At 66.5% G+C, this 26,248-nt stretch carries 30 protein-coding genes and 2 pseudogenes; 23 read left to right on the top strand and 9 right to left on the bottom strand.

Translation table 11 applies throughout. The features are described 5' to 3' along the window. Together A5698_RS10305 and A5698_RS10300 are read left to right on the top strand one after the other, a co-directional pair. Positions 1–919 (top strand): 4-hydroxy-3-methylbut-2-enyl diphosphate reductase (locus A5698_RS10305; protein ID WP_068296049.1); only part of this gene is annotated, 919 nt, incomplete at its 5' end. 11 nt (positions 920–930) lie between these two features. Then, positions 931–2,720: pseudogene (locus A5698_RS10300) on the top strand (penicillin-binding transpeptidase domain-containing protein). Here the strand turns inward: A5698_RS10300 and A5698_RS10295 are convergent. Then, on the bottom strand, positions 2,717–3,844 hold the full coding sequence (locus tag A5698_RS10295; protein WP_068296036.1) for a DUF6542 domain-containing protein: 1,128 nt from the start codon (positions 3,842–3,844) through the stop codon (positions 2,717–2,719). The pseudogene A5698_RS10300 and the gene A5698_RS10295 overlap by 4 nt on opposite strands. Before the next feature lie 84 nt (positions 3,845–3,928). On the opposite strand from A5698_RS10295, the gene ychF reads away from it, so the two are divergent. Beyond that, entirely contained in the window at positions 3,929–5,002 is a 1,074-nt protein-coding gene (gene ychF / locus A5698_RS10290; protein ID WP_068296034.1) for a redox-regulated ATPase YchF, read from the top strand. 10 nt (positions 5,003–5,012) lie between these two features. Here the strand turns inward: ychF and arr are convergent, their stop codons facing one another. Then, positions 5,013–5,423, bottom strand: a complete 411-nt coding sequence (arr, locus tag A5698_RS10285; protein ID WP_068296033.1) for an NAD(+)--rifampin ADP-ribosyltransferase — start codon at positions 5,421–5,423, stop codon at positions 5,013–5,015. Between the two features lie 72 nt (positions 5,424–5,495). Here arr and A5698_RS10280 point away from each other — a divergent pair, with 72 nt between their 5' ends. From A5698_RS10280 to A5698_RS10265, 4 genes are all read left to right on the top strand, one after another. Then, entirely contained in the window at positions 5,496–5,894 is a 399-nt protein-coding gene (locus A5698_RS10280) for a VOC family protein (protein ID WP_068296031.1), read from the top strand. Between the two features lie 77 nt (positions 5,895–5,971). Then, the gene (locus A5698_RS27940; RefSeq protein WP_084792367.1) at positions 5,972–6,346 is read left to right on the top strand and encodes a hypothetical protein; all 375 of its coding nucleotides are present in this window, start codon (positions 5,972–5,974) and stop codon (positions 6,344–6,346) included. Then, positions 6,339–6,737 carry an ester cyclase gene (locus A5698_RS10270; RefSeq protein WP_068296027.1) on the top strand — a complete coding sequence of 133 codons (399 nt, stop codon included), beginning with the start codon at positions 6,339–6,341 and terminating at the stop codon, positions 6,735–6,737. Before A5698_RS27940 ends, A5698_RS10270 begins: the two co-directional genes overlap by 8 nt. 25 nt (positions 6,738–6,762) lie before the next feature. Beyond that, positions 6,763–7,128 (top strand): DUF1801 domain-containing protein, encoded by a 366-nt coding sequence (locus tag A5698_RS10265; protein ID WP_068296025.1) that lies wholly within the window; start codon positions 6,763–6,765, stop codon positions 7,126–7,128. A 97-nt stretch (positions 7,129–7,225) separates the two neighbouring features. On the opposite strand, the gene A5698_RS10260 is transcribed toward A5698_RS10265, so the two are convergent. Next, positions 7,226–7,492 carry a hypothetical protein gene (locus A5698_RS10260; RefSeq protein ID WP_068296023.1) on the bottom strand — a complete coding sequence of 89 codons (267 nt, stop codon included), beginning with the start codon at positions 7,490–7,492 and terminating at the stop codon, positions 7,226–7,228. A gap of 126 nt (positions 7,493–7,618) precedes the next feature. Between A5698_RS10260 and A5698_RS10255 the strand changes: the two genes are divergently transcribed. The 3 genes from A5698_RS10255 to A5698_RS10245 all read left to right on the top strand — a co-directional run bounded on the left by A5698_RS10255 (position 7,619) and on the right by A5698_RS10245 (position 9,592). After that, positions 7,619–8,104, top strand: coding sequence for an SRPBCC family protein (locus A5698_RS10255; RefSeq protein WP_068296021.1), 486 nt, complete (start codon positions 7,619–7,621; stop codon positions 8,102–8,104). Between the two features lie 99 nt (positions 8,105–8,203). Further along, positions 8,204–8,476 (top strand): WGxxGxxG family protein, encoded by a 273-nt coding sequence (locus A5698_RS10250; RefSeq protein ID WP_068296019.1) that lies wholly within the window; start codon positions 8,204–8,206, stop codon positions 8,474–8,476. A 411-nt stretch (positions 8,477–8,887) separates the two neighbouring features. Continuing rightward, positions 8,888–9,592, top strand: coding sequence for an LmeA family phospholipid-binding protein (locus tag A5698_RS10245; RefSeq protein ID WP_082963999.1), 705 nt, complete (start codon positions 8,888–8,890; stop codon positions 9,590–9,592). Here A5698_RS10245 and A5698_RS10240 read toward each other — a convergent pair. Both A5698_RS10240 and A5698_RS10235 read right to left on the bottom strand, forming a co-directional pair. Next, positions 9,589–9,834 carry a hypothetical protein gene (locus A5698_RS10240; RefSeq protein WP_067089040.1) on the bottom strand — a complete coding sequence of 82 codons (246 nt, stop codon included), beginning with the start codon at positions 9,832–9,834 and terminating at the stop codon, positions 9,589–9,591. The genes A5698_RS10245 and A5698_RS10240 overlap by 4 nt on opposite strands. 66 nt (positions 9,835–9,900) lie before the next feature. After that, complete coding sequence (locus A5698_RS10235) at positions 9,901–10,578, bottom strand: guanylate cyclase (protein ID WP_067089552.1); 678 nt, start codon at positions 10,576–10,578, stop codon at positions 9,901–9,903. Between the two features lie 42 nt (positions 10,579–10,620). Between A5698_RS10235 and A5698_RS28555 the strand changes: the two genes are divergently transcribed. Next, positions 10,621–10,797, top strand: coding sequence for a hypothetical protein (locus tag A5698_RS28555; protein WP_156670691.1), 177 nt, complete (start codon positions 10,621–10,623; stop codon positions 10,795–10,797). Here A5698_RS28555 and A5698_RS10230 read toward each other — a convergent pair. Continuing rightward, a complete protein-coding gene (locus tag A5698_RS10230; RefSeq protein ID WP_068296011.1) occupies positions 10,779–11,564 on the bottom strand; it encodes an adenylate/guanylate cyclase domain-containing protein in 786 nt (261 codons plus the stop codon). The two genes, A5698_RS28555 and A5698_RS10230, sit on opposite strands and share 19 nt — an antisense overlap. 25 nt (positions 11,565–11,589) lie before the next feature. On the opposite strand from A5698_RS10230, the gene A5698_RS10225 reads away from it, so the two are divergent. Next, entirely contained in the window at positions 11,590–12,546 is a 957-nt protein-coding gene (locus tag A5698_RS10225; RefSeq protein WP_067089037.1) for a hypothetical protein, read from the top strand. Positions 12,547–12,643: 97 nt separating this feature from the next. Here A5698_RS10225 and A5698_RS10220 read toward each other — a convergent pair whose 3' ends face one another. After that, positions 12,644–13,501 (bottom strand): alpha/beta fold hydrolase, encoded by an 858-nt coding sequence (locus tag A5698_RS10220; protein WP_068296047.1) that lies wholly within the window; start codon positions 13,499–13,501, stop codon positions 12,644–12,646. A gap of 93 nt (positions 13,502–13,594) precedes the next feature. Between A5698_RS10220 and A5698_RS10215 the strand changes: the two genes are divergently transcribed. The 9 genes from A5698_RS10215 to A5698_RS10175 all read left to right on the top strand — a co-directional run bounded on the left by A5698_RS10215 (position 13,595) and on the right by A5698_RS10175 (position 23,923). After that, positions 13,595–14,209: a TetR/AcrR family transcriptional regulator gene (locus A5698_RS10215; RefSeq protein ID WP_231967370.1), complete on the top strand. Its 615-nt coding sequence runs from the start codon at positions 13,595–13,597 to the stop codon at positions 14,207–14,209. A 237-nt stretch (positions 14,210–14,446) separates the two neighbouring features. Next, on the top strand, positions 14,447–15,214 hold the full coding sequence (locus A5698_RS10210) for an MlaE family ABC transporter permease (RefSeq protein ID WP_067089035.1): 768 nt from the start codon (positions 14,447–14,449) through the stop codon (positions 15,212–15,214). Then, positions 15,211–16,065 carry an ABC transporter permease gene (locus A5698_RS10205; RefSeq protein ID WP_067089033.1) on the top strand — a complete coding sequence of 285 codons (855 nt, stop codon included), beginning with the start codon at positions 15,211–15,213 and terminating at the stop codon, positions 16,063–16,065. The genes A5698_RS10210 and A5698_RS10205 overlap by 4 nt, the downstream gene beginning before the upstream one ends. A gap of 2 nt (positions 16,066–16,067) precedes the next feature. Next, a complete protein-coding gene (locus tag A5698_RS10200) occupies positions 16,068–17,525 on the top strand; it encodes an MCE family protein (protein ID WP_068296010.1) in 1,458 nt (485 codons plus the stop codon). A gap of 28 nt (positions 17,526–17,553) precedes the next feature. Continuing rightward, entirely contained in the window at positions 17,554–18,594 is a 1,041-nt protein-coding gene (locus tag A5698_RS10195) for a virulence factor Mce family protein (RefSeq protein WP_067089027.1), read from the top strand. Further along, positions 18,591–19,943, top strand: a complete 1,353-nt coding sequence (locus A5698_RS10190) for an MCE family protein (RefSeq protein WP_068296042.1) — start codon at positions 18,591–18,593, stop codon at positions 19,941–19,943. Before A5698_RS10195 ends, A5698_RS10190 begins: the two co-directional genes overlap by 4 nt. Beyond that, positions 19,940–21,265, top strand: a complete 1,326-nt coding sequence (locus A5698_RS10185) for a virulence factor Mce family protein (RefSeq protein ID WP_068296008.1) — start codon at positions 19,940–19,942, stop codon at positions 21,263–21,265. Before A5698_RS10190 ends, A5698_RS10185 begins: the two co-directional genes overlap by 4 nt. Next, entirely contained in the window at positions 21,265–22,416 is a 1,152-nt protein-coding gene (locus A5698_RS10180; RefSeq protein ID WP_068296006.1) for a virulence factor Mce family protein, read from the top strand. Before A5698_RS10185 ends, A5698_RS10180 begins: the two co-directional genes overlap by 1 nt. A gap of 1 nt (position 22,417) precedes the next feature. Then, complete coding sequence (locus tag A5698_RS10175) at positions 22,418–23,923, top strand: MCE family protein (RefSeq protein WP_068296004.1); 1,506 nt, start codon at positions 22,418–22,420, stop codon at positions 23,921–23,923. Between the two features lie 100 nt (positions 23,924–24,023). Here A5698_RS10175 and A5698_RS28940 read toward each other — a convergent pair whose 3' ends face one another. Continuing rightward, positions 24,024–24,200: a DUF7156 family protein gene (locus tag A5698_RS28940; RefSeq protein WP_197506736.1), complete on the bottom strand. Its 177-nt coding sequence runs from the start codon at positions 24,198–24,200 to the stop codon at positions 24,024–24,026. A gap of 19 nt (positions 24,201–24,219) precedes the next feature. After that, positions 24,220–25,125, bottom strand: a complete 906-nt coding sequence (locus A5698_RS10165) for a hypothetical protein (protein ID WP_156670690.1) — start codon at positions 25,123–25,125, stop codon at positions 24,220–24,222. A 91-nt stretch (positions 25,126–25,216) separates the two neighbouring features. Between A5698_RS10165 and A5698_RS10160 the strand changes: the two genes are divergently transcribed. Continuing rightward, the gene (locus A5698_RS10160; protein WP_068296037.1) at positions 25,217–25,684 is read left to right on the top strand and encodes a MarR family winged helix-turn-helix transcriptional regulator; all 468 of its coding nucleotides are present in this window, start codon (positions 25,217–25,219) and stop codon (positions 25,682–25,684) included. 54 nt (positions 25,685–25,738) lie between these two features. Then, positions 25,739–26,248 (top strand): annotated as a pseudogene (locus A5698_RS10155) (alpha/beta hydrolase); the annotation flags it as partial.

Raw genomic sequence — 26,248 nt, 5'->3', positions numbered from 1 at the left:
CGAACCGCGGGGGTACTGCGCTGGGGTGGATCGCGCCGTCGAGACCGTTGAGCGCGCGCTGGAGAAGCACGGCGCCCCGGTTTACGTGCGTCACGAGATAGTGCACAACCGGCACGTCGTCGAGACGCTGGCCAAGGCGGGCGCCGTCTTCGTCGACGAGACCGACGAGGTGCCCGAGGGCGCGATCGTGGTGTTCTCCGCCCACGGCGTCGCCCCGACCGTGCACCAGACCGCCAAGGAGCGCGACCTCAAGGTCATCGACGCGACGTGCCCGCTGGTCACAAAGGTCCACAACGAGGCCAAGCGGTTCGCCAGGGACGATTACGACATCCTGTTGATCGGCCACGAGGGCCACGAGGAGGTCGTCGGCACCGCCGGTGAGGCCCCCGACCACGTGCAGCTCGTCGACGGGCCGGACTCCGTCGACATCGTCACCGTGCGCGACGAGAGCAAGGTGATCTGGCTGTCGCAGACCACGCTCAGCGTCGACGAGACCATGGAGACGGTGCGCCGGCTGCGGGAGAAGTTCCCGACGCTGCAGGACCCGCCGAGCGACGACATCTGTTACGCCACCCAGAACCGCCAGGTCGCGGTCAAGGCGATGGCACCCGAATGCGAGCTGGTGATCGTCGTCGGTTCGCGCAACTCGTCGAACTCCGTGCGCCTGGTCGAGGTCGCGCTGGGCGCCGGGTCCGACGCGGCCCACCTGGTCGACTACGCCGACGACATCGACCCCGCATGGCTCGACGGCGTGACGACCGTCGGCGTCACCTCCGGCGCCTCGGTGCCTGAGATCCTGGTGCGCGGCGTGTTGGAGCGGTTGGCCGACTATGGCTACGAGACCGTACAGCCGGTGACGACGGCCAACGAGACGCTCGTGTTCGCGTTGCCAAGGGAGATCCGCCCCGCGCGCGCGTAACGTCATCGAGCGTGCACTCACCGCGAAAATCGTTGGTAAATCTCGCAGTATCCGCACGCGCGCTGTTGGTGGTGGCGCTGATCCTGGCCGCCGCGGGTTGTTCGAACGCCGAAAACCGCCTGAACAACGCGGTGCGGGCGTTCGCTGATGCGTTGTCGAAGGGTGACGCCACCGCCGCCGCGGCCGTCACGACCGATTCGGCCGCCGCGGCGGAGACGCTGACCAAGCTCTTCGAAAGCCTCGGCACCGATGTGCAGGTCCAGGTGGCGTCGGTGCAGCACAACGACGACGGGCCGTCGACCTTCGGCCTCGACACCACCTGGAAGTTCCGCGACGGAGCGAGCGAGTGGGCCTATACGACGAACGGCACCGCAACCGCCTCGGGCGACGACGTCAAGATCGCCTGGGCGCCGGCGACCGTCGCTCCCGGTCTCGACGAGGGACCGCTGTCCTACAGCACGCTCACCCCCGAACCGGCCGCACGGGTTCTGGACCGCACCGGCGCAGAGTTGTTGACCAGCACGTCGTGCTGGTCAACCTTTCGCCCGGTGCGGACGTGAACGCCGTTGCCGCGCTTGTCAACCCGGTCGCGCCGGGGATCACCGGCGAGTCGCTGCGCGCGGACCTCGACGCGGCGGGCGGTAAACCGGTCACCGCGGTCACGCTGCGCCAGGGAGACCTCGCGCCGATCGAAGCGCAGCTGTCCGCGCTGCCGAACGTCACGCTCGCGCCGCAGACGCGGCTGCTGGCGACCGACAAGACGCTCACGTCGCCGACCCTGGCCGGGCTGACCGAACTATGGCAACAGCGCACCGATCAGGCCGCCGGATGGGCGGTCAGCGCGCAGACGCGTACGGGACCGCGGAGGGTGGGCGGCCAGGACGCCAAGCCCGTCGGCGACATCGCCAGCACACTCGACATCGCGATGCTGAGGGCCGCCGAAGAAGCGCTCGCGCCATTGCCCACGCCTGCGGCGCTGGTGGCGATGCAGCCGTCCACCGGAAACCTGCTGGCCGTCGCACAGAACGCGCCCGCCGACGCGCAGGGGCCGATCGCGCTGACGGGCCTCTATCCGCCCGGTTCGACGTTCAAGACGGTGACCGTGTCGGCCGCGCTGCAGGCCGGCCAGGTCACCCCCGACAGCATCGTCGCCTGTCCCGCGACCGAGAACATCGAGGGCAGGCAGATCCCCAACGACGAGAACTTCGACCTCGGCGACGTACCGCTGCACACCGCGTTCGCCCGTTCCTGCAACACCACCATGGGCCGGCTGGCGGTGAACCTGCCGCCGGACGCGCTGACCAAGGCGGCCGCGCAACTCGGCCTCGGCATCGACTACACCGCCCCCGGGATGACGACCGTCACCGGCTCGGTGCCGGAGGCCGGCACGGTGGCTCTGCGCGTGGAAGAGGGGATCGGCCAGGGCCAGGTCACCGCGTCGCCCTTCGGAATGGCGCTGGTGGCCGCCGCTCTCGCGCGCGGTTCGGCACCGGCGCCGGCGATCGTCGAGGGGCAGCCCGGCAAGCCCGACCGCGCGCCCGATCCGGTGCCTGCGGCGGTTGCCGAGCAGGTCCGGTCGATGATGCGCGAAACCGTCACCGGCGGAACCGCCCAGCAGCTGCAGGACATCCCCGGCATGCTCGGCAAGACCGGCACCGCCGAGTACATCGACGACACTCACGCCCACGGCTGGTTCGTCGGCATCGACGGCGATCTGGCGCTGGCGGTGTTCATCAGCGACGCCGGCAGCTCCGCTCCGGCGGTGGACGCCGCGGGCCGCTTCCTGCGTGCCGGAGGCTAGATGTCGTACTCCCAGGAGTCGGCCTCGTAGCCGCGGGGTGCGCTGCGGCGGGTGCGGTACTCCGCGCGGTCGCCGGCCTCCTCGCCGCGGTAACGCACACGGGAGATCGGGTGATGGGTCCCGTTGCCGTTCGTGGCGCCGTTGCGGCCGTGCGGCTCACGAGGTTCGTAGTTGTCGAAGCGGCGCCGACGCTCCGGGCGGTCGGCGGCCCGGTCGAAACCCCTGCGGTCGTAGCCCGCGCGGCGTTCGGACGGGGGAGGACCGGGCTGACGCGGGTTGGGTGTGCGAGGCCGGCGACGGGGTTCGGGCGCGCCGGACGGGTCGGCGTGTCGGCCGGAGCGAGCGCGCCGCGGACGCTCGACGAGCGGGTCGATCGGCTCGACGTCGGGCGGCCGGACGTGGCGGGACCGCGACGTCGTCGTGCGCCTCGGCCGGCCGCTGCGATCCGCGGCTGGCCTGCCGGCGCGCGACGCCGCCCTGTCGGTCCTGTCGGTTCTGGCGGTCCGGCCTGCGCCCTGGGGACGCCTGCGGCGCGGCGGGGCGACAACCTCGTCGTCCTCGTCACTTCGGCGCGAGGCGATCAGCGATTTGACCTTCGTCACAATCGCCGTCGCCGCGGCGGACGCCGCCGTGGCGAGCGCAGGTTTCGGCGTCTCGGAGTCCTCGCCGGCGGACGGGGACGCGCGACGGGTCGACATCCCGACGTACCAGCGGCACATCCCGATCAGCAGCACGGCCGCCGAGGTGAAGAACATCAGGGGAAAGCGCTCGATCAGCGGATAGCCGCAGTTGATGGCCAGATCCTTCACGCCGGTGAACTGGCCGCCGGTGAACAGGAAGTAGGCCCCCGGCACGCTGACGAACAACAGCAGCGGCGGCTGGATGACCGCGGTGAACACCGCTTGCTGCCGGACCGCCAGTACGGCGGCGAGGCAGCCGAGGACATAGAACGCGGCGAACACCGAGCTGAGTTCCCTGCTGCCCGATCCGGCGTCGAACGCGAACCCGACCGTTGTCAGGGTGACCGCGATCAGCACTCCACCCCACCCGGGCACACCGGGAAAGTTGGGATGCGCGGAGCGGTGGTCGGCGACGACGGCCGACCGTGCGCGCTGTGCTGACACAGGTAGACCGTACCGGCTCTGGCTCCGTGTGGCTGTCAGCGCGGTTCTGGCGTGCCCGTCTCGGTCTCCTAGACTCTGGACCCTGTGAGCTTGAACCTGGGAATCGTCGGCCTGCCGAACGTCGGGAAATCGACGCTGTTCAACGCGTTGACGCGCAACGACGTCCTCGCGGCCAATTACCCGTTCGCCACGATCGAACCCAACGAGGGTGTCGTTCCGCTGCCCGATCCGCGATTGGCCGAGCTCGCCAAGATGTTCGGGTCGGAAAAGATCGTTCATGCGCCGGTCACCTTCGTTGATATCGCCGGGATCGTCAAGGGCGCCTCCGAAGGCGCGGGATTGGGCAACAAGTTCCTCGCCAACATCCGCGAGAGCGATGCGATCTGCCAAGTGGTGCGGGTGTTCAGCGACGACGATGTGGCGCACGTCGACGGCCGCATCGACCCGAAGTCCGACATCGAGGTCATCGAGACGGAGTTGATCCTCGCGGACATGCAGACGCTCGAAAAGGCGCTTCCGCGACTGGAGAAGGAAGCCAGGACGCACAAGGAACGCCGACCGGCGCACGAAGCCGCCGTGGCTGCACAGGAGGTTCTCAACGGCGGGACGACGTTGTTCGCGGCGGGCGTCGACGCATCACCGCTGCGGGAGCTGAACCTGCTGACGACGAAACCGTTCCTGTACGTGTTCAACGCCGATGAGGCGGTGCTGACCGACGAGGTGCGCAAAAACGAGCTGCGCGAGCTGGTGGCGCCCGCCGACGCCGTCTTCCTGGACGCGAAGATCGAGGCCGAGCTGCAGGAGCTCGACGATGAGTCGGCCGCCGAGCTGCTCGAGTCGATCGGCCAGACCGAACGTGGACTGGATGCGTTGGCGCGGGCGGGTTTTCACACGCTGAAGTTGCAGACGTTTCTCACCGCGGGGCCGAAAGAGTCCCGCGCGTGGACGATTCACCAGGGCGACACCGCGCCGAAGGCGGCCGGCGTCATCCACACCGACTTCGAGAAGGGCTTCATCAAGGCCGAGATCGTCTCCTACGACGACCTGATCGAGGCCGGGTCGATGGCCGCGGCGAAGGCGGCGGGCAAGGTGCGGATGGAGGGCAAGGACTACGTCATGGCCGACGGCGACGTCGTCGAATTCCGCTTCAACGTCTAGGTGAATCGCTTCAGTTGATGATTTCCCCGCGTTCGTCGGCAGGGATCTTCGCGAGTCGTTCGCGCCACGTTTGAAGCTCCTCGGGAGACAGCCGCGTCCAGTCGTGGACTTCCTCGATGACGCGCAGTGGCTCGCGGCTGCGGTACGAGCGGGTCGGATTGCCCGGGAACTTCTTGTCGGTGACGTTCGGATCGTCCTCGAACTCACCGGTCGGTTCGACGAGGTACACCCGCGGCGTGCCGTCGCCTGCCGCGAGCTCGGCCGCCAACCCCGCACCGTCGCGTAGCGCCGTGAAATAGATGTGGTTCATCAGGATCTCGGGCCGGTAGTTCGACGGAAAGCCCGCGGTGAGCAGGTCGCCCGGCTTCAGGTCGGCCTTCGTCCCGTGGTAGAACGGCCCCTTCTCCAACGCGGCGTTCATGTCTCGAGGCTACGTCCCGCCGTCTGAGTTCCTTCGAGGCGATGTGTCGGTGTGCGGGTTTAGCGTGCAGGCGTGAAGCTTCTGTCGATCCGCATCATCACCTCCGACGTGAGGCGTCTCGTGTCGTTCTACGAGACGGTCACCGGTGTCGAGGCGCAATGGGCCAACGAACTGTTTGCCGAGATCGCCACCCCGGTCGGCGCGCTGGCCATCGGTAGTGACAAGACCGTGCCGCTGTTCGGCGCCGGATCGGCCAAGCCGGCGGCGAACCTCAGCGCGATCGTCGAGTTCATCGTCGATGACGTGGACGCCGAATACGACCGTCTCCGTGGATTTTTGGAGGACGTCGTCACCGAACCGACCACAATGCCGTGGGGCAACCGGGCACTCCTGTTCCGCGATCCCGATGGCAACCTCGTCAATTTGTTCACCCCGGTCAGCGACGAAGCCCAGGCCAAATTCAACCGGTGACGTCGCTCCCGCGGATTCTTCCGGCACAAACTGCTACGGGCTGGTTCGGCGGCACCTCACGGGATAGTGTCGAAACCATGGCCGGTGAAGAAGCCGCCGACGCCGGAAGCGCTGCTGAATCGGACAAGCGTGAAGAACGCCTGGCGCAGCGTGAGGAGAAACTCGCGCGCCGCGAACACATTGCTGACGAACGAGATCGAATTGCTGACGAGCGAGAGCGCCTCGCGGATCAACGCGAGGACGCAGCCGACGGCCGAGAGCGCCTCGCCGACGAGCGCGAAGGTGCGACGGTGCAGCGCGAGCGCGAGCGGCTCCATCGCCTGGAGAACCGGGCCGAGCGCGCGGAGGCCTCACGACGCCGCGATAGCGCCGAGATCGAGCGTGAAGTGGCCGAGGTCCAGCGCGAGATCGAGAAAACGCAATGGCTCGCGGATCCGCCGAAAGATGCGTGAGCGCGACCTGTCGGCCGTCTACGGTGAATACCTGCGGTGCCTGAACGAACGACGGTGGTCCGACCTCGGCGTCTTCGTAGCAGACCGGTTGTCCTACAACGGAAAACACATGGCGCTCGCCGATTACCGCGCTTTGCTGGAGGCGGACACCGCCGCGACACCGGATCTGCTGTACGACCCCGAAATCCTCCTGGCCGACGACCAGTTCGTCGCCTGCCGTCTCTCCTTCCGTTGCACTCCGCGGCACACGTTCCTCGGGATCGAGCCGACGGGAAGGCCGGTTTCTTTCGCAGAACACGTGTTCTACCGCTTCGAAGCGCAGCGGATCGTCGAGGTGTGGTCATTGATCGACAAGGACGCCGTTCACGAGCAGATGCTGCGAAAGGCCTAGCGGCTAAGGGGCTAAATTCGACTTCATGTCCGAAGACTGGCGCGTAGACCGGGTCGACGAAATCCGGTCGTTGATCAAACAAGCCGAACCCGACGTCGCCGAGGAGATCAAATGGCGTAAACCGTCGAACCCCGATGGTGTGCCTGCATTCTCGCTGGACGGGCTCATCTGCACCCTCGAGATGTACAAGGGCAAGGTCAAGGTGAACTTCGCCAAGGGCTCGTCGGTCGCCGACCCGAACAACTTGTTCAACGCGAGCCTGCACGCACCGGTGGGGCGCTCGATCGATCTGCAGGAAGACGACGAGTTGGATCCCGAGAAGTTCAAGGCGCTGATCAACACGGCGGTCGAGGTCAACCGCAGCAACAAGGCGGCCAAACGCCGCAAATGAGGCGTCCCGTGCGTCTGTGCGGCACTCTCGAGTAAGGCGAACACCCTGCCGGGAGTCACCTAGCAGGCCAGGCGGACGCTACCGCGTTGACGGCCGGTCACGGCGCAGGGATGGCAATCCGCACCGAACCGTCGCACATCTGCACGGTCGGACCGGCGACCCGCACCGAACCGTCGCATAGCCGCGTCTGCGGGGAGTGCACCCAGCCGTCTCCGGGAACCGCGGGATCTGCGTACTCGATCCTCCACTGCGGATGCGGTGACGGCGTAGCGCCTGCAGATCCTGCGGCCAGTCCCGACGCGAGAGCGACGGCACCCGCCAACGTCGCCCCGACCAACGTCTTCTTCAGCCTGTTCGTCGTCATTTTCGCCTGGTTCCTTCCGCGAAGGCGTCGCGCTGCGTCGCGTCGCCGATGCGGCAAGTACAAGGTGTGAGACGCGCTACCGATCCCAAGAAACGTGGCCGGCGGAATCGGGTTCAATGTTTGTCGATGGCACGCACAGATACCGCGTCGAAGGTGGTCAAGGCTCCGCTGAGCCGTGTCTTCGAAGCGCTCGTCGACCCCGAGGCGCTCGCCGAGTGGCTGCCTCCGGCCGGAATGACCGGTCGGTTCGAACACTTCGACGCCCGCCCCGGCGGCTCGTACCGGATGATCCTGACGTACGTCGACCCGCCCGCGCACGGGCCCAAGAGCGACGCCGACTCCGATGTCGTCGAGGCTCGCTTCGTCGAGATAGAACCCGACGATCGAGTCGTCCAAACCGTCGAGTTCGACTCGGCCGACGCGTCTTTCGGCGGCACGATGACCATGACGTGGACGGTGACGCGAGTCGACGGCGGTACGCGCGTGGAACTGCGCGCCGACGACGTGCCTTTCGGGATCTCGGCGGCCGACCATGCGGACGGGATGAACTCCTCACTGGACAACCTGGCCGCCTACCTCGCCAAGCGACAGATCGTGTTCCGCGCCGAGTAAGACGGTCAAGCGATGCACGCACGATGCATTTGCCCGAGCTAGGGGGTGGGCAAAGTGCCCACGGGTCGAATAGCTCCAGACACAAAAGGAGCAATAGAAATGCAGAAGACAGTGGCCGTCGGCGCAATGACGCTCAGCTTGCTGTTCGGCGGCGCCGGTGTGGCGAACGCGACCGACCTGATGGTGCCCGCAACGACCACCACAACGGTCGCTCAGCAGGATGTCGAGCACGAGCAGGAGAGCGACAACACGGGCCTGTGGGGGCTCGCGGGGCTCCTCGGCCTGTTGGGCCTCCTCGGTCTGAAGAAGCGCAGAGACGCCGACTATCCGGCGGTCCGTAACACGGGCACGAACCCGCCTCCGCGCGTGTAGCTCCTGATCGATTTACGGCCCCCGCCAGGTGACAAAGCCTGGCGGGGGCTTCTCGAGTACCGATAGGGCAGAATCGCGCACGTGACGCAGCCGCCGCACCGCCCGGGTCCGCCTGACTGGCGGGGCCGCGGCGCGCCGCCCCCGCATCCGGGCCAGCGACGACCGCCGCCGCGGCCGCCCGAGCCACCAACTCAACCGGCCCCGGCGCACCACGATCAGCCGACCGAACAGCTTCGCGCACGCACGGGTCCCGCGAGTGCGGGTCCCACACAACGTATTCCGCGTCCGCCGTCTCCGGCCGACGTGCGGCCGACCCAGCAGATCGAGCGGCCGGCTCCGCCACCACCGCCGTCCTTCGGATCCGCTCCGGACGGGGGTGAGAAACCGCGCCGCCGCCGTGGCGTCAACAAGATGACGATCGCGCTCCTCGCGGTCATCCTGGTCGCCCTACTGGCCGGTGGCCTCGCCGCCGGTGAGCTCTATGCCCGGCAGCGCGCGGACAGCATCCTGACCGAGGTCGCCGAGTGCGTGACCGAGGACGGCGTCAAGATCTCGTTCGGCGTCAACCCGCCGTTCTTGTGGCAACACATGACCGGGCATTACACCAACATCTCGGTCACCACCGACGGCAAGCGGGTGCAGAGCGCCGACGGCATGACCGCGCAGGTCACCCTTGCCGACGTGCGGCTGCAGGACACGGGCGATTCCAAGGGCACCATTGGATCACTCGACGCGACCCTGAGTTGGAAGTCGGCCGGTATCAAAGACACCGTCGCGGCGAACCTGCCCGGCGTCGGCAACCTGGTCACCGGGGTGCGCACCGATTCTGCGGCGGGGACGGTGATCTTGGAGGCCGGCGACAACAGCGTCACCGCCAAGCCCGTCGTCACCGACGGCGACCTGAATTTGCAGGTCCTCGATGTCACCGGCCCGCTGCCCAAGGACGCGGTGCAGACGGCGCTCAACGACTTGACCAAGAAACTCAACGACAACTACCCGCTCGGGATCCACGCCGACAGCGTCGAGGTCACCGACTCCGGCGTCGTCGGGAAGTTCTCGAGCCGGGATGCCGCCATTCCCAAGGAGGACGCCAACCCCTGCTTCGCGCGCCTCTAGCCGCGATCACGCAGATACCGCGCGACGAGCGCGATGACGGTGAGCAGCACGGCCACCGCCACCAGGCCCGCCAGCACGGTCCAGGCGACGAGACCCGCGTCGACCGGGCGGCCCATGATCTCGGCGCGACGCCAGTAGACCGCGCCGATCAGGACGGCCTTGACGACGATCAGTATCGAGGCGATGCGTAGGGCGGTGGACAGCGGCACCTCATCGAGCGTACGCAGGGGTGCGGCCGCCACGCACTACACAGCGGGACGGTGGTGATGGCTCCGCCGACCGCTTTCGGTGCCGCTCGAAGGGGCTGATCAGTCCAGGGTCACGGCGATCTCGGGGCTCAGTTGATAGCCGGGCGCGAGCGGCAGGGTGTCACCGCTCCAGAACGAGCCGGGGTCGAACCAGTTGTAGTGCTTCTCCGACGTGAGCAGGCCCATCTCCTCGTAGGTGATGGCGACGGTCTCCGCGCAGTACGCGGTCTGCATCCCCACCTGGAGCTGTTCCTGCTTCCTGCGCGCCGTCGCATCGCGAACCCTCCTGTGCACGAACGGAATCCCGCGCGTGAAGTCGGTGGCGGCGAGGCGCCCGCGAAACCAGCGGCCGGTCAGCCGCGCGGTGCTCGGAAACGGTGTGCCGTCCATGCGGGCGACCACCTTCAGCGCCCGGTCCTCCTGCTCGCGGTTGGCGTACGGCGTGAGCTGACGCAGCCAACAGCGCTGGTGATAATTGTTGATCCACCGCTCCACCACCTGGCGGGCGTCGTTGAGTTGCACGCCGCGCTGGTTGCGGCCGGTCCACATGTCGGTCAGCTTGTCGCCGAGTTCGGCGTGCCAGATCAGTGGTGGCAGATCCTCGATCGCGATCGTCATCCCGACGTGGTTGACCGGGCTGTTGGTCAACGATTGGATCGCCCGGTCCGGTCCGGAGCGTCCGCGAAACAGCCACAGGTCGCCGGTGCGCGTCGCCTCCAGGGCCTGTTCCAACGACACGGTGGTTGGTTTCACCACCGCAGCTTAGGCAGACTGACCGCTATGCGCGGTATCTGGAAGTGGGTCGGGCTGGCGAGCGTCGCGGGTGTGGTGGCGGGCGGCGTGCTGATCGCGCGCGATCAACGACGCCGCAACTCCTACACGCCCGAGGACATCAGGGCGCGGCTGCACCAGCGGGTCGCCGAGGCCAACGCCGGCGGTCAGGACTCGACGGCGTAGAGCCGGTATGACCCGCTGAACCCCTTGAGCTGGGTGTCGCGGCCGTCGTCGAACGCGATGTCGTCGACGTCGGCCAGCGCGTCGCGCACCACCTCGCTCACCAGCACCTCACCGCCGTTGGCTTCGTTCGCCACCCGCGCGGCCATCGCGACGTTGCGTCCGAACAGGTCGTCGCCGCGGCGCACCGACTTGCCCATGTGGATTCCCATGCGGACACGAATACCGTTGGGCGGCCGACGAAGTGACCGCTGCACATCCATGCTGCATCGCACCGCCTCGCCGGGTTGCGCGAACGCGACCATGAATCCGTCGCCCTGGCTCTTCACCACGTAACCCGAATGCTTCTTGACGTGGCGTCGCACCATCTTGTCGTGCCGCCCCAGTAACCGAACGAAAGCGCGGTCGCCGATGCGTTCGTTGAGCGCGGTCGAGTCCTCGATGTCGGAGAACAAGATCACCATCTTGCCGCTCGGTGCGAGCCGGGCCAGGTCCGGTCGCTCCACCTCGGCCCAATCGGCGAGGTCCTCGATCGAGGTTCTCACCGCCGCGCCGAGGCCGTCCTTGCGCAGGATGTTCGCGGTCTGCCACACCTGCTTCACCGCTTCGCGACCGCCGCTGAGCAGCATGTTCTTCGTGTCGAGGCGACGACGCGCCTCATCGAGTTCCTCGCGCTGACGGGTGTACCGAATCCACAACACGCCCAGCACTATGGCTTCGGCCGCCGCGGCTATCGCCAGAATGTAGGCCGCGATCTGGGCTCCGGTCACCCCTCAAGTATTGGATGCTGATTCTGTGACGCCCGCGGAGCCCCCGTATTACGAGAGCCGCTACATCCGCGCCAACCACCCCGAGTCGCCCCAGGCGCTGTGGTTGCGGGAGACGCTGCTGCTTCCCACCGCAGGTGAGCCGGTCGCCGATGTGTGGGTGATGATCTTCGATCCCGACGGAGCGGGCAACCGCGCGCTCAAGGAGCCGTACCCGATCGGGTCGGCCGACTACAACTACGACACCTGGACCGCGCGGATCGGTGCGACCATGCTCGACGACCGGTCGGCCGAAGGCGTGGTCACCGGCGGGCATCGCTCGGCGCGCTGGGACCTGCGGATCACCCCGGGCGACGAGCCGGAGGTCCGGCTGCTCAGTGACCGTGCCTACGCGGCACGGTTTCCGACCGCCAAGACCACGGTGCGCCATCCCCTCGCCCGGTTCGACGGGCTGCTCGAACTCGACGACGTCCGCCTCGTGCTCGACGGGTGGAGCGGCAGCGTCAACCACAACTGGGGCACCCGGCACACGCCGTCGTACGCGTACGGCCAGGTTTGCGGATTCGACAACGCGCCCGACACGACGCTCGAAATCGTCACCGCCCGTGCAGCGCTCGGGCCGGTGTTGCTACCGGGTGTGACGCTGTTCGTGTTCCGGCACGCCGGCCAGGAGTTCGCGGTGCGATCGATTCGCGGGAGCCTGCAGACCCACGGCCACTACCGCCCCTTCACGTGGACGTTCGGCGGGCGGATCGGTGAGCAGATGATCGAGGGCGAGATCGTGGCCGAACCGTCCGACGTGATCGGGCTGACGTACACCGACACCGACGGCACCGCGAAGTACTGCTACAACTCCGCGATCGCCACCTGCCGAATTCAGGTGGCGGGCAAGGCGTTCGAGCGTGCCGAACTGGTCGCCCACCGTCGGGCGATGTTCGAGATCCTCACCAACGACCGCCACGCCGCGGTGCCGCTGCTGGCCTGATCTGATGCTGCGGTGGCCGAAACTGAATTTCTGCACGAGGTTTCACGATTTCTTGGCACAAAGGTTCAGTTTCGGCGCACGGTGCGGCGTTCTGTGGTCACCGGCTGACGAATTGCACCACGACTTCAGAGAACGCGTCGTTGTCGTCACCGGCGGCGGTGTGGCCGGCCTCGGAGAGCTCGACGAACTCCGCGCGAGGCACCTTCTCCAAGAAGTCCTTCACGCCCGCAGTGCTGACCACATCCGAGAGTTTCCCACGGATGAGCAGAATCGGGATGGTCAAGCTCATCACCGCGTGCTCGAGCTTCTCCTCGCGGACGAATCGATCGTCGATCGGCGCGGTGAGAAACGCCGGATCCCAGTGCCAGAACCATCGTCCGTCGCGGAATCGGAGGTTCTTCTTCAGGCCTTCGGGGTTGCGCGAGCGCTTCCGGTACGGCAGATAGGCGGCCACCGCGTCAGCCGCTTCCTCGAGCGACTCGAAACCCTCTATCCCGCTGGACATGAACTCGCGGATGCGCGCGCTGCCGTCCTTTTCGTATCGCGGCACGACGTCCACGAGCACAAGCTTGGTCACCTTCTCCGGTCCCGCAGCGGCCGCCGCCAGCATGCCCGTCATCCCGCCCATGCTCGCGCCGATGAGAGCGACTGGACGGCGGATCTGTTCGACGACCGCGAGCGTGTCCGCACTCAACGCGTCGACGGTGTAGTTGGCGTCCGGCGCTCGGTCGCTGTCTCCGTGGCCCCGGGAATCCAGCGCGACCACGTGCAGACCGAGGCCGGCGAGGATGTGGCCGGTCTTCTTCCACGAATAGCGGTTCTGACCACCGCCGTGCAGGAGCAGTACGGAGGGACGCTCGGTGTGCGCGCCGCGGTTCCACTCGTCGGCCACCAAGGTGATGTCCTCAGACCCGCGGAACTTCACGGTCTGCGGTTCGCTGTCAGTCGCGCTCACGGCCGTCCTCTCGCCCCGGTGGCTCACGTTACCCACCGGGAAATTCCGCCGATCCCGGTGTCCTTGATGAGAGCGTCAATATACTTTGCTCTCGTGCAGCCGGAGTTCGCCGACCAGGACCGTGAGCGCATCATCGAGGCTGCCTATGCCTGTCTCTCACAACCGCACGCGGGCCCCGTCCCCGTCGCGGCGATTTTGCAGCGTGCGGGGGTGTCGACGCGTGCCTTCTACCGTCACTTCGAATCCAAGGACGAGCTGTTCCTGGCCATGCTCCGCGAGGAGACCGGCGCTTTGGCTCGGCGTCTCGACCTGATCGTCGAGGACAAGTCGGGCATCCCCGCCGAACAGGTCGAAGCGTGGATCGAGGGGATGTTCGGGCTGATCCGCGACGACCAGATGCGGATGCATTTCACCGTGATCGACTCCGACGAGGTGCGCGCCGCCAGGGGCTACCGGGCGACGCGCGAGGAGGCCCACGCCGACCGGGAGCGCTCGCTGGCGGAGATCCTGCGGCGCGGCCGAAGCGACGGATCGTTCCCGCTGACCGATCCCGAGCAGGACGCCGTCGCGATCAACGCGATCATCAGCCGCGTGTTGATCATCCAGACGTTCGACGACCACGACGGTCTGCGACGGGCCAAGGCCCGGGTCCTCGACTTCGCGCTGCGCGCTCTGGGGGCCGGCCAGTATGTCTCCGAAAGGAGATGATTTCCGTACGCGACGGCGGTCCTGCAAGCCTGCGCGGCCGGATATCTTCGGCCCTGTAGTGGGGAAACTCACCTCAGCCCCTTTGGCGGTTGCTCAACCGTAAATTCCCGATATACGGTTCCCCGGCGGCCGCCCGTGTGTACCCTTGCGCCACAGCCATCACGGGCGCGGGTTGTTGGTGTCGAGGAAGGTTGGACGACCTATGGCAGGTCACCCCACACGGGCAAGGCCCGACTGATGGTCGCCTCCACCGCAATTGCCAAGCCCGTGCGCGCCTTCGGCGGCTTCTATTCGATGGCGCTCGACACTTTGGTGTCTATCTTCAAGCCGCCCTTCGCATGGCGCGAACTGATCAGTCAATCGTGGTTTGTCGCACGCGTCTCGATCGTGCCGACGCTGTTGCTGACGATCCCCTACACGGTGTTGCTGACGTTCATCGAGACGATCCTTCTCGGAGAGATCGGTGCCGCGGACTTCTCCGGTACGGGCGCCGCTCTGGGCACGGTGCGCCAGATCGGGCCCATCGTGACGGTTCTGGTGGTAGCCGGAGCGGGCGCCACCGCAATGTGCGCCGATCTGGGCGCCCGCACGATTCGTGAGGAACTCGATGCCTTGCGAGTGATGGGCGTCGATCCTATTCAGGCGCTTGTGGTTCCGCGGGTGCTGGCCGCCACCATCGTGTCGTTGGCGTTGTCCGCCACGGTGATTCTGGTCGGCTTGGCCGGCGCGTATTTCTTCGTGGTTTACATCCAGAACGTCTCGCCCGGTGCGTTCGCCGCCGGCCTCACCCTGATCATCGGCGCCACCGACGTGATCATCGCGCTGGTGAAGGCGGCGTTGTTCGGCCTCTCGGCCGGCCTGATCGCCTGCTACAAAGGGATTTCCGTGCGCGGCGGACCGGCCGGGGTCGGTAACGCGGTGAACGAAACCGTGGTGTTCACATTCATGGCGCTGTTCGCGATCAACATCGTCGCAACAGCCGTGGCGATCAGAATCACGCAATGACCGTCTCTCGGCCGCATTCTCAGTTCCCCTGGCTCAAGAGCCGGTTCCGCAGCGTGGCGGATCCGTGGAACCGCATCGGCATGCAGACCAAGTTCTACGGCCGCACGCTGCGCAACATGCATTACGTCCTGCTCCACTACCGGGTGGAACTGGTTCGGATCATCGCCGAGATGGGGCTCGGCGCCGGCGCACTCATCATCATCGGCGGCACGGTCGCCATCGTCGGCTTCCTGACGGTGACCACTGGTGCTTTGGTGGCCGTGCAGGGCTACAGCGACTTTTCCGAACTCGGCGTCGAGGCCCTGACGGGGTTCGTCTCGGCCTACTTCAACGTGCGCTTGATCGCACCGGCCACCACCGCGATCGCGTTGTCCGCCACCATCGGTGCCGGAGCCACCGCGCAACTCGGCGCCATGCGCATCAATGAGGAGATCGATGCCCTCGAGGTGATGGGCATCCGCAGCATCGCGTTCCTCGCCTCGACCCGTGTCATCGCGGGCTTCCTCGTCGTGATCCCCCTGTACTGCGTTGGCGTGCTGATGGCGTTCTGGGCGGCGCGGTTCGGAACCACGGTGATCTACGGCCAGTCGACCGGCGTGTATGACCACTACTTCCGGACGTTCCTCAACCCCACCGACCTGATGTGGTCGTTCGGTCAATGCATTGCGTTGTCGGTGGTGATCATGCTCGTGCACACCTATTACGGGTTCACCGCGCGCGGCGGGCCCGCGGGTGTGGGGGAGGCCGTGGGGCGTGCGGTGCGTACGTCGTTGATCGTCGCCGCCTTCGTCCTCGTTATGCTCTCGCTCGCGGTGTACGGCCAGTCCGGCAACTTCAACCTGGCCGGGTGACGATGGACGATCGAGAAGGCCTGCACCCCGCCTGGTGGACATTGATCCTCGCGATACTGATCGTGGTGGCGCTCTGGCTGACATACGCGCTGTTCGTCGGCTCGTTCCGGAAGACCGAGACCGTCACGTTGACCTCCGAACGCTCGGGTCTGGTGATGGAGACCAATGCGAAGGTCAAGTTGCGCGGCGTGCAGGTGGGCCGGGTCGCCGCGATCGAGGGCGGCTCCGAACCGGTGGCGCTGAAGCTCGAGATCGACAGGGACAAACTCGAATTCATTCCCGCCAACGTCGAGGCGCAGATCAGGGCGACGACGGTCTTCGGCGCCAAGTTCGTCGACCTGATCTATCCCAGCGACCCCAGCAGGCAGCGGCTCGAACCCGGTCAGGTGATCGTGTCGCGCAACGTCACCGTCGAGGCCAACACGGTGTTCCAGAACGTGGTCGACGTGCTCGAGCAGATCGACCCCGCCAAGCTCAACAGCACCCTCTACGCGCTGGCCGAGGGCGTGCGCGGACAGGGTGAGCGGATCGGTCAGGCCACCACGGATGCGAATCAGGTTCTGCTGGAACTCAATCCGCGCAACGAGACGATCACTCAGGACTTGCGGGCACTGCGGGACTTTAACAACACCTACAGCGCTGCCGCCCAGGACCTCGTGACCACTCTCGACGCGGCCAGCACCACCAGCGCCACGGTGACCGCGCGCGCCAGCCAACTGGATGCGTTGCTGCTGGCCACCATCGGGTTCTCGAACAGCGGTATCAACCTGCTGGCGCCGAACCAGCAGAACCTCATCAAGGCGATCAACGTTCTCGAGCCGACGACGAACCTTCTGTTCAAATACAGCCCGGAGTACACCTGCCTGCTGACAGGCGCAAAGACGTTGTTGGACACCGGCGGGTATGACGCGCCGGGTGGCAACGGCCGGACGCTGGTGCTCGACGTGGGTTTGACGCTGGGTGATGATTCGTACAAGTACCCCAACCACCTGCCGGTGATCGGCGCCAAGGGCGGGCCGGGGGGCAAGCCCAGCTGCGGCTCGCTGCCCGACGTCGCGAAGAACTGGCCGGTGCGAAACCTGGTCACCAACACCGGATTCGGCACCGGACTCGACTGGCGTCCGAACCCGGGCATCGGATTCCCGGGCTATGCCAACTACCTCCCGGTCACCCGCGCCGTGCCCGAACCGCCGAGCGTGCGCAACCTGTTCGGAGGACCCGCGCCTGGTCCGATCCCGTATCCGGGCGCCCCCGCTTACGGCGCGGACCTGTACGCCGACGACGGCACCCCGCTGTGGCCGGGTCTGCCCGCGGCGCCGCCGCCGATGGCGCCCCGCGATCCTGGCGCCACCCCGGGATCGGAGCCGTTCATCGTCCATTCGCCGGCGCAGATGCAGCCCACGCCGCTGCCGCCGACACCGTTGCCCATCCCGGCCCGGCCGGGCCCCCCGTTCGGATGATCCACGACGCGATGAGAGGTAAGACGCCATGTCGAGCGTGAACGCCAGGGTTCGACGGGACGCACTGCGTCTCGCCGCGTTCCTGGGGGTGTGCGTGCTCGGCGTGTTCGGGCTGTTCGCGGTCTTCGGGCAGATGCGCTTCGGGGAGGTCACCAACAGCTACGTGGCCGAGTTCACCAACGTCACGGGACTGGAGAACGGTGACTTCGTCCGCATCGCCGGTGTCGAGGTCGGCAGGGTCAAAAAGGTTGAGATACAACCGGATACGACGGCACGGGTGGAGTTCACCGCCGACGAGTCGGTGGTGCTGACCGAGGGCAGCAGGGCGGTCATCCGCTATGACGACCTGATCGGCGGCCGTTACCTCGCGCTCGAGGAGGGGGCAGGCGGAGTCAAGAAGCTCGCGCCGGGCGGCACGATCCCGCTGGCCCGCACGTCGCCAGCGCTCGACCTCGACGCCCTGATCGGTGGGTTCCGCCCGCTGTTCCGGGCGCTGGACCCCGATCAGGTCAATGCGTTGTCCGGCCAGCTGATTCAAGCGTTGCAGGGCCAAGGCGGGACGATCAACTCGTTCCTGTCCCAGACTGCGGCGCTGACGACAACGTTGGCCGACCGTGACAGGCTGATCGGTGAGGTCCTCGTCAACCTCAACGTCGTGCTGGGATCGCTCGGCGACCAGAGCGACCAGTTCGCCAAGGCCGTCGACGCGCTGTCGGAACTCGTCGCGACGCTGCAGGGGCGCAAACAGGACATCAGCAACGGGTTGGCGTACACCAACGCCGCGGCCGCGACCATCACCGACCTTCTCGCCGAAGCCCGCCCGCCGTTCTCAAAGACGATCCAGGAGACGGACCGCGCCGCGGGAATCGTGGTGGCCGACCACGAGTACTTCGACAACCTGCTCAACACGTTGCCGGATGCATATCAGGCGCTTGCGCGACAAGGCATCTACGGTGACTTCTTCACGTTCTATCTCTGTGACATCGTGCTCAAGCTCAACGGTAAGGGCGGTCAGCCGGTATACGTGAAGGTCGCCGGGCAGTCCACCGGGAGGTGTGCGCCGCGATGAGGCCTTTCTCCGAACGCAACCAACTGGTCATCGGCGCCGTCGGTCTGGCGTTGACGATCGCCATCGTGCTGGGGTCGCTGAACTACCAGCGGCTGCCGTTCCTGAAGGGCAACGAGTACTCGGCCTATTTTTCCGAAGTGGGCGGGCTGGAACCCGGTGAGGCCGTTCAGGTTTCCGGTTTCGAGGTGGGCCAGGTCCAGTCGATCGAGCTGGACGGGTCGCGCGCGCTGGTGAAATTCACCGTCGCCAAGCACATCCGCCTCGGTGAGCGCACCGAGGCGGCGATCAAGACCCAGGGTCTGCTGGGCACGAAGATCCTCGAGGTCACGTCGCGCGGTGAAGGGCGACAGGAGGGCACGATTCCCCTCGACCGCACCACGGCGCCGTACGAACTGCCGGATGCGTTGGGCGAGTTGGCGATGGCGATCAGCGGCCTGAACACCAACCAGTTGTCCGATTCGCTGCGCGTCTTGGCCGACACGTTCTCCGAGACGCCGCCAGAACTGCGCGTCGCGATCGAAGGCGTGGCGCGGTTCTCCGACACGCTGAACCAGCGCGATGAGCAACTTCGCGGCTTGCTGGGCAACGCGAACAAGGCCACCACGGTGCTGGCCGAACGCAGCAACCAGATCGTCAGCCTGGTCAACAACACCAACGCACTGCTGGCCGAGCTGAGGAGCCAGAGCGCGGCGCTGGATGAGGTCTCGGGCAACATCTCGGCGCTCAGCAGGCAGTTGGGCGGTTTCATCGCCGAGAACCGCGAGACCATGAAACCGGCCCTCGAGAAGCTCAACGGCGTCCTGACGATCATCGACAACCGCAAGGAACGCCTGCAGAAGTCGCTCGAGCTGCTCACCGACTATTCGATGTCACTCGGCGAGTCGGTGTCCGGTGGCCCGTTCTTCAAAACCTATGTGGCCAACCTGCTTCCGGGGCAGTTCCTGCAGCCGTTCATCGACGCCGCGTTCTCCGATCTGGGCCTGGACCCGAACGTGAAGTTGCCCTCCGAACTCACCGACCCGCAGGTCGGGCAGCCCGGGACGCCCGCGCTGCCCGTTCCGTTCCCGCGCACGGGTCAGGGTGGCGAACCGCGCCTGACGGTTCCCGACGCCATCACCGGCAACCCCGAGGACCGTGCGTGTGGGTTCCCGGGCCTACCGTTGCCCGGTCCGGGTTGCTACCCGTACCGCGAACCGATTCCGGCGCCGCCGCCGGGCGGACCGCCGCCGGGACCGCCCGCGATCGCACCGCCGGGGTTGCAGTCGACGCCTGACCCGACGCCGTCCCCGGTCGCGGTGCCCGCACCCGGCGCCGTGGACCATCTCGCACCATCGGAGGGCGGACAATGACGCGCTCCGCCCGCAACCTGTTGGCCGTCGCGCTGGTCGTGATCCTGGCCGGCAGCGCAATCGTGTTGTTCCGCAACACCGAACGAGTCAACCGCACACACGTCGTCGCCTACTTCGAGAACGCCAACGGGATATATCCGGGTGATGCGGTCCGCATCATCGGCGTGCGGGTCGGCGAGATCGAGTCGATCGAACCGCAGCCCGAACGCGTCAAGATCTCGTTCTGGTACGACAGCAAGTACAAGGTCCCGGCCGACGCGAAGGCCGCGATCCTGTCGCCCTCCGTCGTGACGGCGCGCAGCGTCCAGCTCACGCCCGCCTACACCGGAGGGCCGGTGCTGAAGAACGACGCGGTCATTCCGCAGAGCCGCACCGCAGTTCCCGTCGAATGGGATCAGGTGCGTCAGCAGTTGGAGAAGCTCGCCAAGACACTGCAGCCAACAGAGCCCGGGGGAGTGAGCCCGCTGGGATCGCTCATCAACACCACCGCCGACAACCTGCGTGGAGAAGGCGCCAACATCCGCGACACCGTCATCAAACTGTCGCAGGCGGTGACGGCGCTGGGCGACAAGAGCACCGACGTCTTCTCCACCGTGAAGAATCTGGCGCTGCTGGTGTCGGCGTTGCAGGACAGCACCGACGTGATGCGTCAGCTCAACCAGAACCTGGCGACCGTGACGGGACTGCTGGCCAACAATCCCGACGAAGTCGCCAACGCCGTGCGCGATCTCAACAACGTGGTCGGCGAGGTGCAGACGTTCGTGGCGGACAACCGCGAGACGTTGGGCACCACGTCGGACAAGTTGGCCGGTGTGACCCAGGCGTTGACCGACAGCCTGGCCGACGTCAAACAGTTCCTGCACGTCGCGCCCAACACGCTGCAGAACTATGTGAACATCTGGCAGCCAGCGCAGGGCGCGGTCAGCAGCGTGCCGATGCTCAACAACTTCGCCAACCCGCTGTCCTTCCTGTGCGGTGCGATTCAGGCGGCATCGCGGCTGGGCGCCGAACAGTCGGCGAAATTGTGCGTGCAGTACATGGCGCCGATCCTGAAGAACCGCGAGTACAACTTCCTGCCGATCATGCAGAACGTGTTCTCGGGCGCCTCTACGAGGCCGAACGAGCTGACCTACAGCGAGGACTGGTTGCGTCCCGACTACATTCCGCCGCAAACTGTTCCGGCGCAGGCTCCGCCGCCACCGTCGGCGATGGCGCAACCCGCGCCGCCGCCCGGTCCGCCGCTCGCCGCGGAGGCGCCGGTGACGACCAATCCGGCCGACGGTCTGCACGGGCTGATGGTGCCCCCTGGGATGGGGCCGTGATGGGGCGCAGGTTGATTCGCGTAGCTGTCGCCGTCGCGGCGTCGGCGCTGGCGTTGTCCGGCTGTTCGGACTGGCGCGGGCTGAACTCCGTTCCGCTGCCGGGCGTCGAAGGCACTGGGCCCGGGGCGTTCACGATCCAGGCGCAGATGCCCGACGTCGACAACATCGAACCGAACTCTCGCGTACGCGTCGCGGATGTGAACGTCGGTCACGTCACCAAGATCCAGCGCCAGGACTGGCACGCGTTGGTGACGATGGAACTCAACGGCAACGTCGACCTGCCGGCAAATTCGACGGCCAAGCTCGGTGTGACCAGCTTGCTGGGTTCGTTGCACATCGAACTGGCACCGCCCACAGACGTTGCGCCACAAGGCAAGCTGAAGGAAGGCTCGCTGATCCCGCTGTCGTCGTCGAGCGCGTATCCCAGCACCGAGCAGGCCTTGGCCTCGGTCGCACTGCTGCTCAACGGCGGCGGTATCGGCAACATCCACGACATCACCGAGGCGCTGAGCATCGCCTTCACTGGCCGCGAGAACGACCTGCGCAGCCTGATCGAGCAGCTCGACATCGCGATCGGCCACCTCGACGATCAGAAGCAGGACATCATCGAGGCCACCGAGGGTTTGAACAACTTGATCGGGCAGTTCGCCGAGCAGAAGCCAGTGGTGGACAAGGCTTTACGGACCATTCCCGATGCGTTGGCCGTACTCCGGGACCAGCGAGAGAACCTCGCCGAGGCGCTGACCCAGCTCGGCAGGTTCAGTGCGCTCGCCGCCGACTCGGTCAACCAGACCAAGGAAGCGCTCGTGCAGGAGCTCAAGGACCTGGGCGTGGTGTTGCAGGAACTGGCCAATGCCGGCCCGGCGCTCACCCGCGCGCTGAGCTTCCTGCCCACCTTCCCGTTCCCGAAAGAAACGCTGCTGAACTGGATGCGCGGCGATTACGCGAACCTGACGTTGATACTCGATCTGACGTTGAGCCGCATCGATTCCGGCTTCTTCACCGGGACGCGGTTCGAGTGCAACTTGACGTGGCTGGAGCTGCAGTGGGGACGCACCATCGGACAGTTCCCCAGCCCGTGCAACCACAACGTGCCGCCACCGGGCGGCAACCCGCTGGTTGCGCCGTATCGCTGGGATCAGGGGCCGTGACATGAGAATGACCCGCCGGATCCTCATCCAGATCGCGATCTTCGCGATGATCGCCACCGTCGCGCTCGCGATCATGGTCTTCGGCTACATGCGGCTGCCGGACCTGCTCGGTGTGGGGCAGTATCGCGTCACCCTCGAACTGCCGGAAACGGGCGGGCTCTACCCGCGGGCCAACGTCACCTATCGCGGCGTGCAGGCCGGCGAGGTGAAAAGCGTCGAACTCACCGACACCGGCGTCCAGGCGGTGTTGTCGCTCAACTCCGACATCCGGATTCCCGCCGACCTCGAGGCCGAGGTGCACAGCGTGTCGGCCGTTGGCGAGCAGTTCGTCCAGTTGCTTCCGCGCAGCGGGGACGGCCCGGAGCTGAGGAACGGCGACGTGATTCCCGCGAGCCGCGCTCGGGTGCCTGCCGACATCAACACGGTGCTCAACGACACGGCCCGCGGCCTGCAGGCCATTCCGCAGGAGAACCTGAAGACCGTCGTCGACGAGGCCTACGTCGCGGTGGGCGGCCTAGGACCTGAACTGCGGCGATTGGTCAGCGGCAGCACGACGCTCGCCATCGACGCGCGCAAGAACCTCGATCCGCTGATCACGCTGATCGATCAGTCAAAGCCGGTGCTGGACAGCCAGACCGAGACGTCGGATTCGATCCAGGCATGGGCGGCGAACCTGGCCGACATCACCAGTCAGCTGCAGAGCCAGGATCCCGCGTTGGCGGGCGTCCTCGAGAAGACCCCCGGCGCAGCCGAAGAAGCGCGTGCGCTGTTCGACCGGTTGCAACCCACGCTGCCGATCGTGCTGGCCAACTTGGCCAGCGTCGGCGAGGTCGCCCTCAAATACCAGCCGAGCCTCGAACAGTTCCTGGTGTTGCTGCCGCAGGGCACCGCGGTGACCCAGGCGGTGGGCGTGCACAAGCGCAACACCAAGCAGGACTACATGGGCGATGCGCTCATCTTCAACCTGAACGCGATCCTCCCGGCCCTCCCTGCGCCGCTGCCGCTGCCACCGCAGAACCTGCCGCCGCCATGCACGACGGGGTTCCTGCCGCCCCAGCAGCAGCGTGTGCCGGTGTTCGAGGACTATCCCGACCGGCCGAAGGGTGACCTCTACTGCCGGACGCCGCAGGATGCACCGTTCAACGTCCGCGGCGCCCGAAACCTGCCGTGTGTCACGGTGCCGGGTAAGCGGGCGCCGACGTGGCAGATGTGCGAGAGCGACGAGCAGTACGTGCCGCTCAACGACGGCTACAACTGGAAGGGCGATCCGAACGCGACGCTGTCGGGCCAGCCCATCCCGCATGTGCCGCCGGATGTGCCGCTCGTCGAGCTGACGCCTCCGCCGCCGGGTACGCCGCCGCTGCCCGCTGTCACGGCCGCCGAGTACGACCCCGAGACGGGCTCCTATGTCGGACCGGACGGCAAGGTGTACACGCAGTCGAACCTGGCGAACGGTGCGGCCGGCGAGCGGCCGTGGCAGTCGATGCTCGTCCCGCCGGGAAGCTGAGTTCTCGGGTCCTGCTTCCTCTTGCGCCGAGTGTGGGGTTGTGTCACGCCAAATCGCGACGAGCGTGACGTAAGCCCACACTCGGCGGCGGGAACAACACCTACAGCTTGATGACGATGTCCTGTGTCAGGGTGACGATGATGGCGAGCACGAAGATGAACGCGTAGCAGCCGATCACCAGTGCGGCTGTCTCGCGCCACAATCCGGCCTTGGTCGGCGGCGGCAGAAAGAACTCGTCGGGCATGTCCGCCATATCGCGGCGTTTGAAGTCGGCCATGTCGGATGACACCTTTCGGTCAGGGAACATAGGGGCTGTCGACGCCGAGAATGAGGCGCAGCGCGGCCAGCGGGACGACCAGGAAGACGAAGAAACTGACCTGGAAACCGACGAACCAGGCGCCAAGGCGCATCAATTCGAACCGCCACCTCGGGATCGTGACCTCGTAGTTGAGATGCTGGTCGTACTCTGCCGTCTTGGTCATCCGGGCGGGCTTCACCTCGGCGCCCGGGCCGCCGACCGTAACGGGTTGTTTGACAGGGATTTTCGGTACCGTGAAGCGTTCCAGCCCGACGAAGCGCTCGAGGTGGTTGAGGCCGCGCACGGGCGGTTTACCGGCCCAGTACGCGATCAAGTTGGGCCACACGCACATCAGCCCGATCGTCCAGAGCAGGGTGATCCGACCTCCGCTGCCCCACTCGAGCACCGGTCCGATGCCCGGATCGTAAGTCCACCAACCCAGCGCGGTAGCGGTGCCCTCGACGAGGAAGTCCCAGATGTAGTTGACCGGAATCGCCAGTACCAGCATCGATTTCAACATGCTCCAGCCCAGCCGCGAGGACAGCCATTGGCTCAGCCACAGCACGAGCAGTGCATGCACGCCCCAGTAGACGGCGTAGGCGAACGGCATGAACAGTGGGTCGTTGGGAGTTTTGAGCGGAAGCCAATCCAGGAGGTGGTGTTCGGCGAACGCGGGACTGTAGAGCAGCATCTGCCCCCAGTCGCCGATCGTCTCCATCCAGTACACGGCCATGCTGTTGAACAGGAACAGGAATCCCCACGTGAGTCGCCGGCGCCTGATCACGTCCGCGATCGCGAGCACAATGAAGATGCTTCCGATGATCGGGATGCCCCAATTGAAGAACCACACGCCGGTGGGGTCCGCGGTGGCTGGTGGGATGAGTTCGTCCGCTGCAAGAATCATGCGCGCCTCGTCGTCGCCGGGGATATAGTGAAGTCAGCTTCACTAAAATCCGGCGGCTTGTCAACCACCCCACCCCCGAAGGAGCATGCGGATGCGTGGCGAGTCGCAGGTACGTCGGTTCCAAGCGGATTCACTGCAGCGACACGCCATCGAGTTCGGCGAGTGGATGGTGCGGGCCAGCAATGAGCGTGCCAGGACGCTGGGACATGCGAAGTTGCGGCCCGCCCACGCCCGGTTGATGGTGTTCATCGACTGGGAGGGCAGCCGAATATCGGATATCGCGAAGGCCCAAGATGTTTCGAAGAACGCCGTCGGGCAGTTGGTGACCGAACTCGAGGAGATCGGCTACCTCGAACGCGTGCCCGATCCCGCGGACGGCAGGGCCAAGGTCGTCCGGTACACCGAAGCGGGCCACGCGCTGTTGGCCGACGCGGCGACCATCGCCGAGCAGTTGAACGCGGAGATCGGTGCGATCATCGGCGAGAAACGGCTGGCCGAACTGCGCTCGACGCTGGCCGACATCTGTCATCACCTCGGTCTGGGACCGCAACCGACGTGACCGGTCGGGCTTTCTTATCCGTTGACGTCGAGCCGTATCGGAATCGGACAGTCCATGGGCGGCGTCGTGGCGGTGATCATGACCGCGCGGCACCGGAAGTACGCCGCCATCGCGGTTCTGGGGTACAGCGGCATTCACACCGTGCTGCAGCAGCGCAGCGCCAGACGCCGCGCAGTACGTGGAGAACTTCGACTACACCCGGGGCGACGGCCCGGAACGCTGTCGCTGTCGGCTTCGGCGACCGCCGTTCCGGAGTTTCTCTACCCGTTTGAATACGAGGACGTGCCTGCCGACATCGTCGAGGCCGACACATCCGGCGGATATCCGTTACGCGAGACGACGCCGCCGTTCGGTAGCCAGAGTCTGCCGGTCTGCGTGGTGGCGATGCTGTCGCCGGGGTACATCAGCGCCGAAGCGGCCGAGGTGGCGGTGCCGGTGTTCATCGGTCTCGGCGAGCGCGACACCGCGCCCGAACCACACCGTGAACCCTCGGCCTACGGCGCCTCGACCGAAGTCACGATGTTCGTCTGCGAGCGCATGGCGCACGTGCACAACTTCGCGGCC

This window comes from Mycobacterium sp. E136 (assembly GCF_001666865.1).
GTDB lineage: Bacteria > Actinomycetota > Actinomycetes > Mycobacteriales > Mycobacteriaceae > Mycobacterium.
This window is presented reverse-complemented; position numbering and strand designations above follow the sequence as displayed.

Bases quoted from the DNA above. Each gene is read 5' to 3' on its own strand.
- arr (WP_068296033.1), bottom strand. From the start codon at position 5,423: ATGAACGCCGCGTTGGAGAAGGGGCCGTTCTACCACGGGACGAAGGCC.
- A5698_RS27940 (WP_084792367.1), top strand. From the start codon at position 5,972: ATGGCCGGTGAAGAAGCCGCCGACGCCGGAAGCGCTGCTGAATCGGAC.
- A5698_RS10270 (WP_068296027.1), top strand. From the start codon at position 6,339: ATGCGTGAGCGCGACCTGTCGGCCGTCTACGGTGAATACCTGCGGTGC.
- A5698_RS10265 (WP_068296025.1), top strand. From the start codon at position 6,763: ATGTCCGAAGACTGGCGCGTAGACCGGGTCGACGAAATCCGGTCGTTG.
- A5698_RS10260 (WP_068296023.1), bottom strand. From the start codon at position 7,492: ATGACGACGAACAGGCTGAAGAAGACGTTGGTCGGGGCGACGTTGGCG.
- A5698_RS10255 (WP_068296021.1), top strand. From the start codon at position 7,619: ATGGCACGCACAGATACCGCGTCGAAGGTGGTCAAGGCTCCGCTGAGC.
- A5698_RS10250 (WP_068296019.1), top strand. From the start codon at position 8,204: ATGCAGAAGACAGTGGCCGTCGGCGCAATGACGCTCAGCTTGCTGTTC.
- A5698_RS10245 (WP_082963999.1), top strand. From the start codon at position 8,888: ATGACGATCGCGCTCCTCGCGGTCATCCTGGTCGCCCTACTGGCCGGT.
- A5698_RS28555 (WP_156670691.1), top strand. From the start codon at position 10,621: ATGCGCGGTATCTGGAAGTGGGTCGGGCTGGCGAGCGTCGCGGGTGTG.
- A5698_RS10210 (WP_067089035.1), top strand. From the start codon at position 14,447: ATGGTCGCCTCCACCGCAATTGCCAAGCCCGTGCGCGCCTTCGGCGGC.
- A5698_RS10205 (WP_067089033.1), top strand. From the start codon at position 15,211: ATGACCGTCTCTCGGCCGCATTCTCAGTTCCCCTGGCTCAAGAGCCGG.
- A5698_RS10200 (WP_068296010.1), top strand. From the start codon at position 16,068: ATGGACGATCGAGAAGGCCTGCACCCCGCCTGGTGGACATTGATCCTC.
- A5698_RS10195 (WP_067089027.1), top strand. From the start codon at position 17,554: ATGTCGAGCGTGAACGCCAGGGTTCGACGGGACGCACTGCGTCTCGCC.
- A5698_RS10190 (WP_068296042.1), top strand. From the start codon at position 18,591: ATGAGGCCTTTCTCCGAACGCAACCAACTGGTCATCGGCGCCGTCGGT.
- A5698_RS10185 (WP_068296008.1), top strand. From the start codon at position 19,940: ATGACGCGCTCCGCCCGCAACCTGTTGGCCGTCGCGCTGGTCGTGATC.
- A5698_RS10180 (WP_068296006.1), top strand. From the start codon at position 21,265: ATGGGGCGCAGGTTGATTCGCGTAGCTGTCGCCGTCGCGGCGTCGGCG.
- A5698_RS10175 (WP_068296004.1), top strand. From the start codon at position 22,418: ATGAGAATGACCCGCCGGATCCTCATCCAGATCGCGATCTTCGCGATG.
- A5698_RS28940 (WP_197506736.1), bottom strand. From the start codon at position 24,200: ATGGCCGACTTCAAACGCCGCGATATGGCGGACATGCCCGACGAGTTC.
- A5698_RS10165 (WP_156670690.1), bottom strand. From the start codon at position 25,125: ATGATTCTTGCAGCGGACGAACTCATCCCACCAGCCACCGCGGACCCC.
- A5698_RS10160 (WP_068296037.1), top strand. From the start codon at position 25,217: ATGCGTGGCGAGTCGCAGGTACGTCGGTTCCAAGCGGATTCACTGCAG.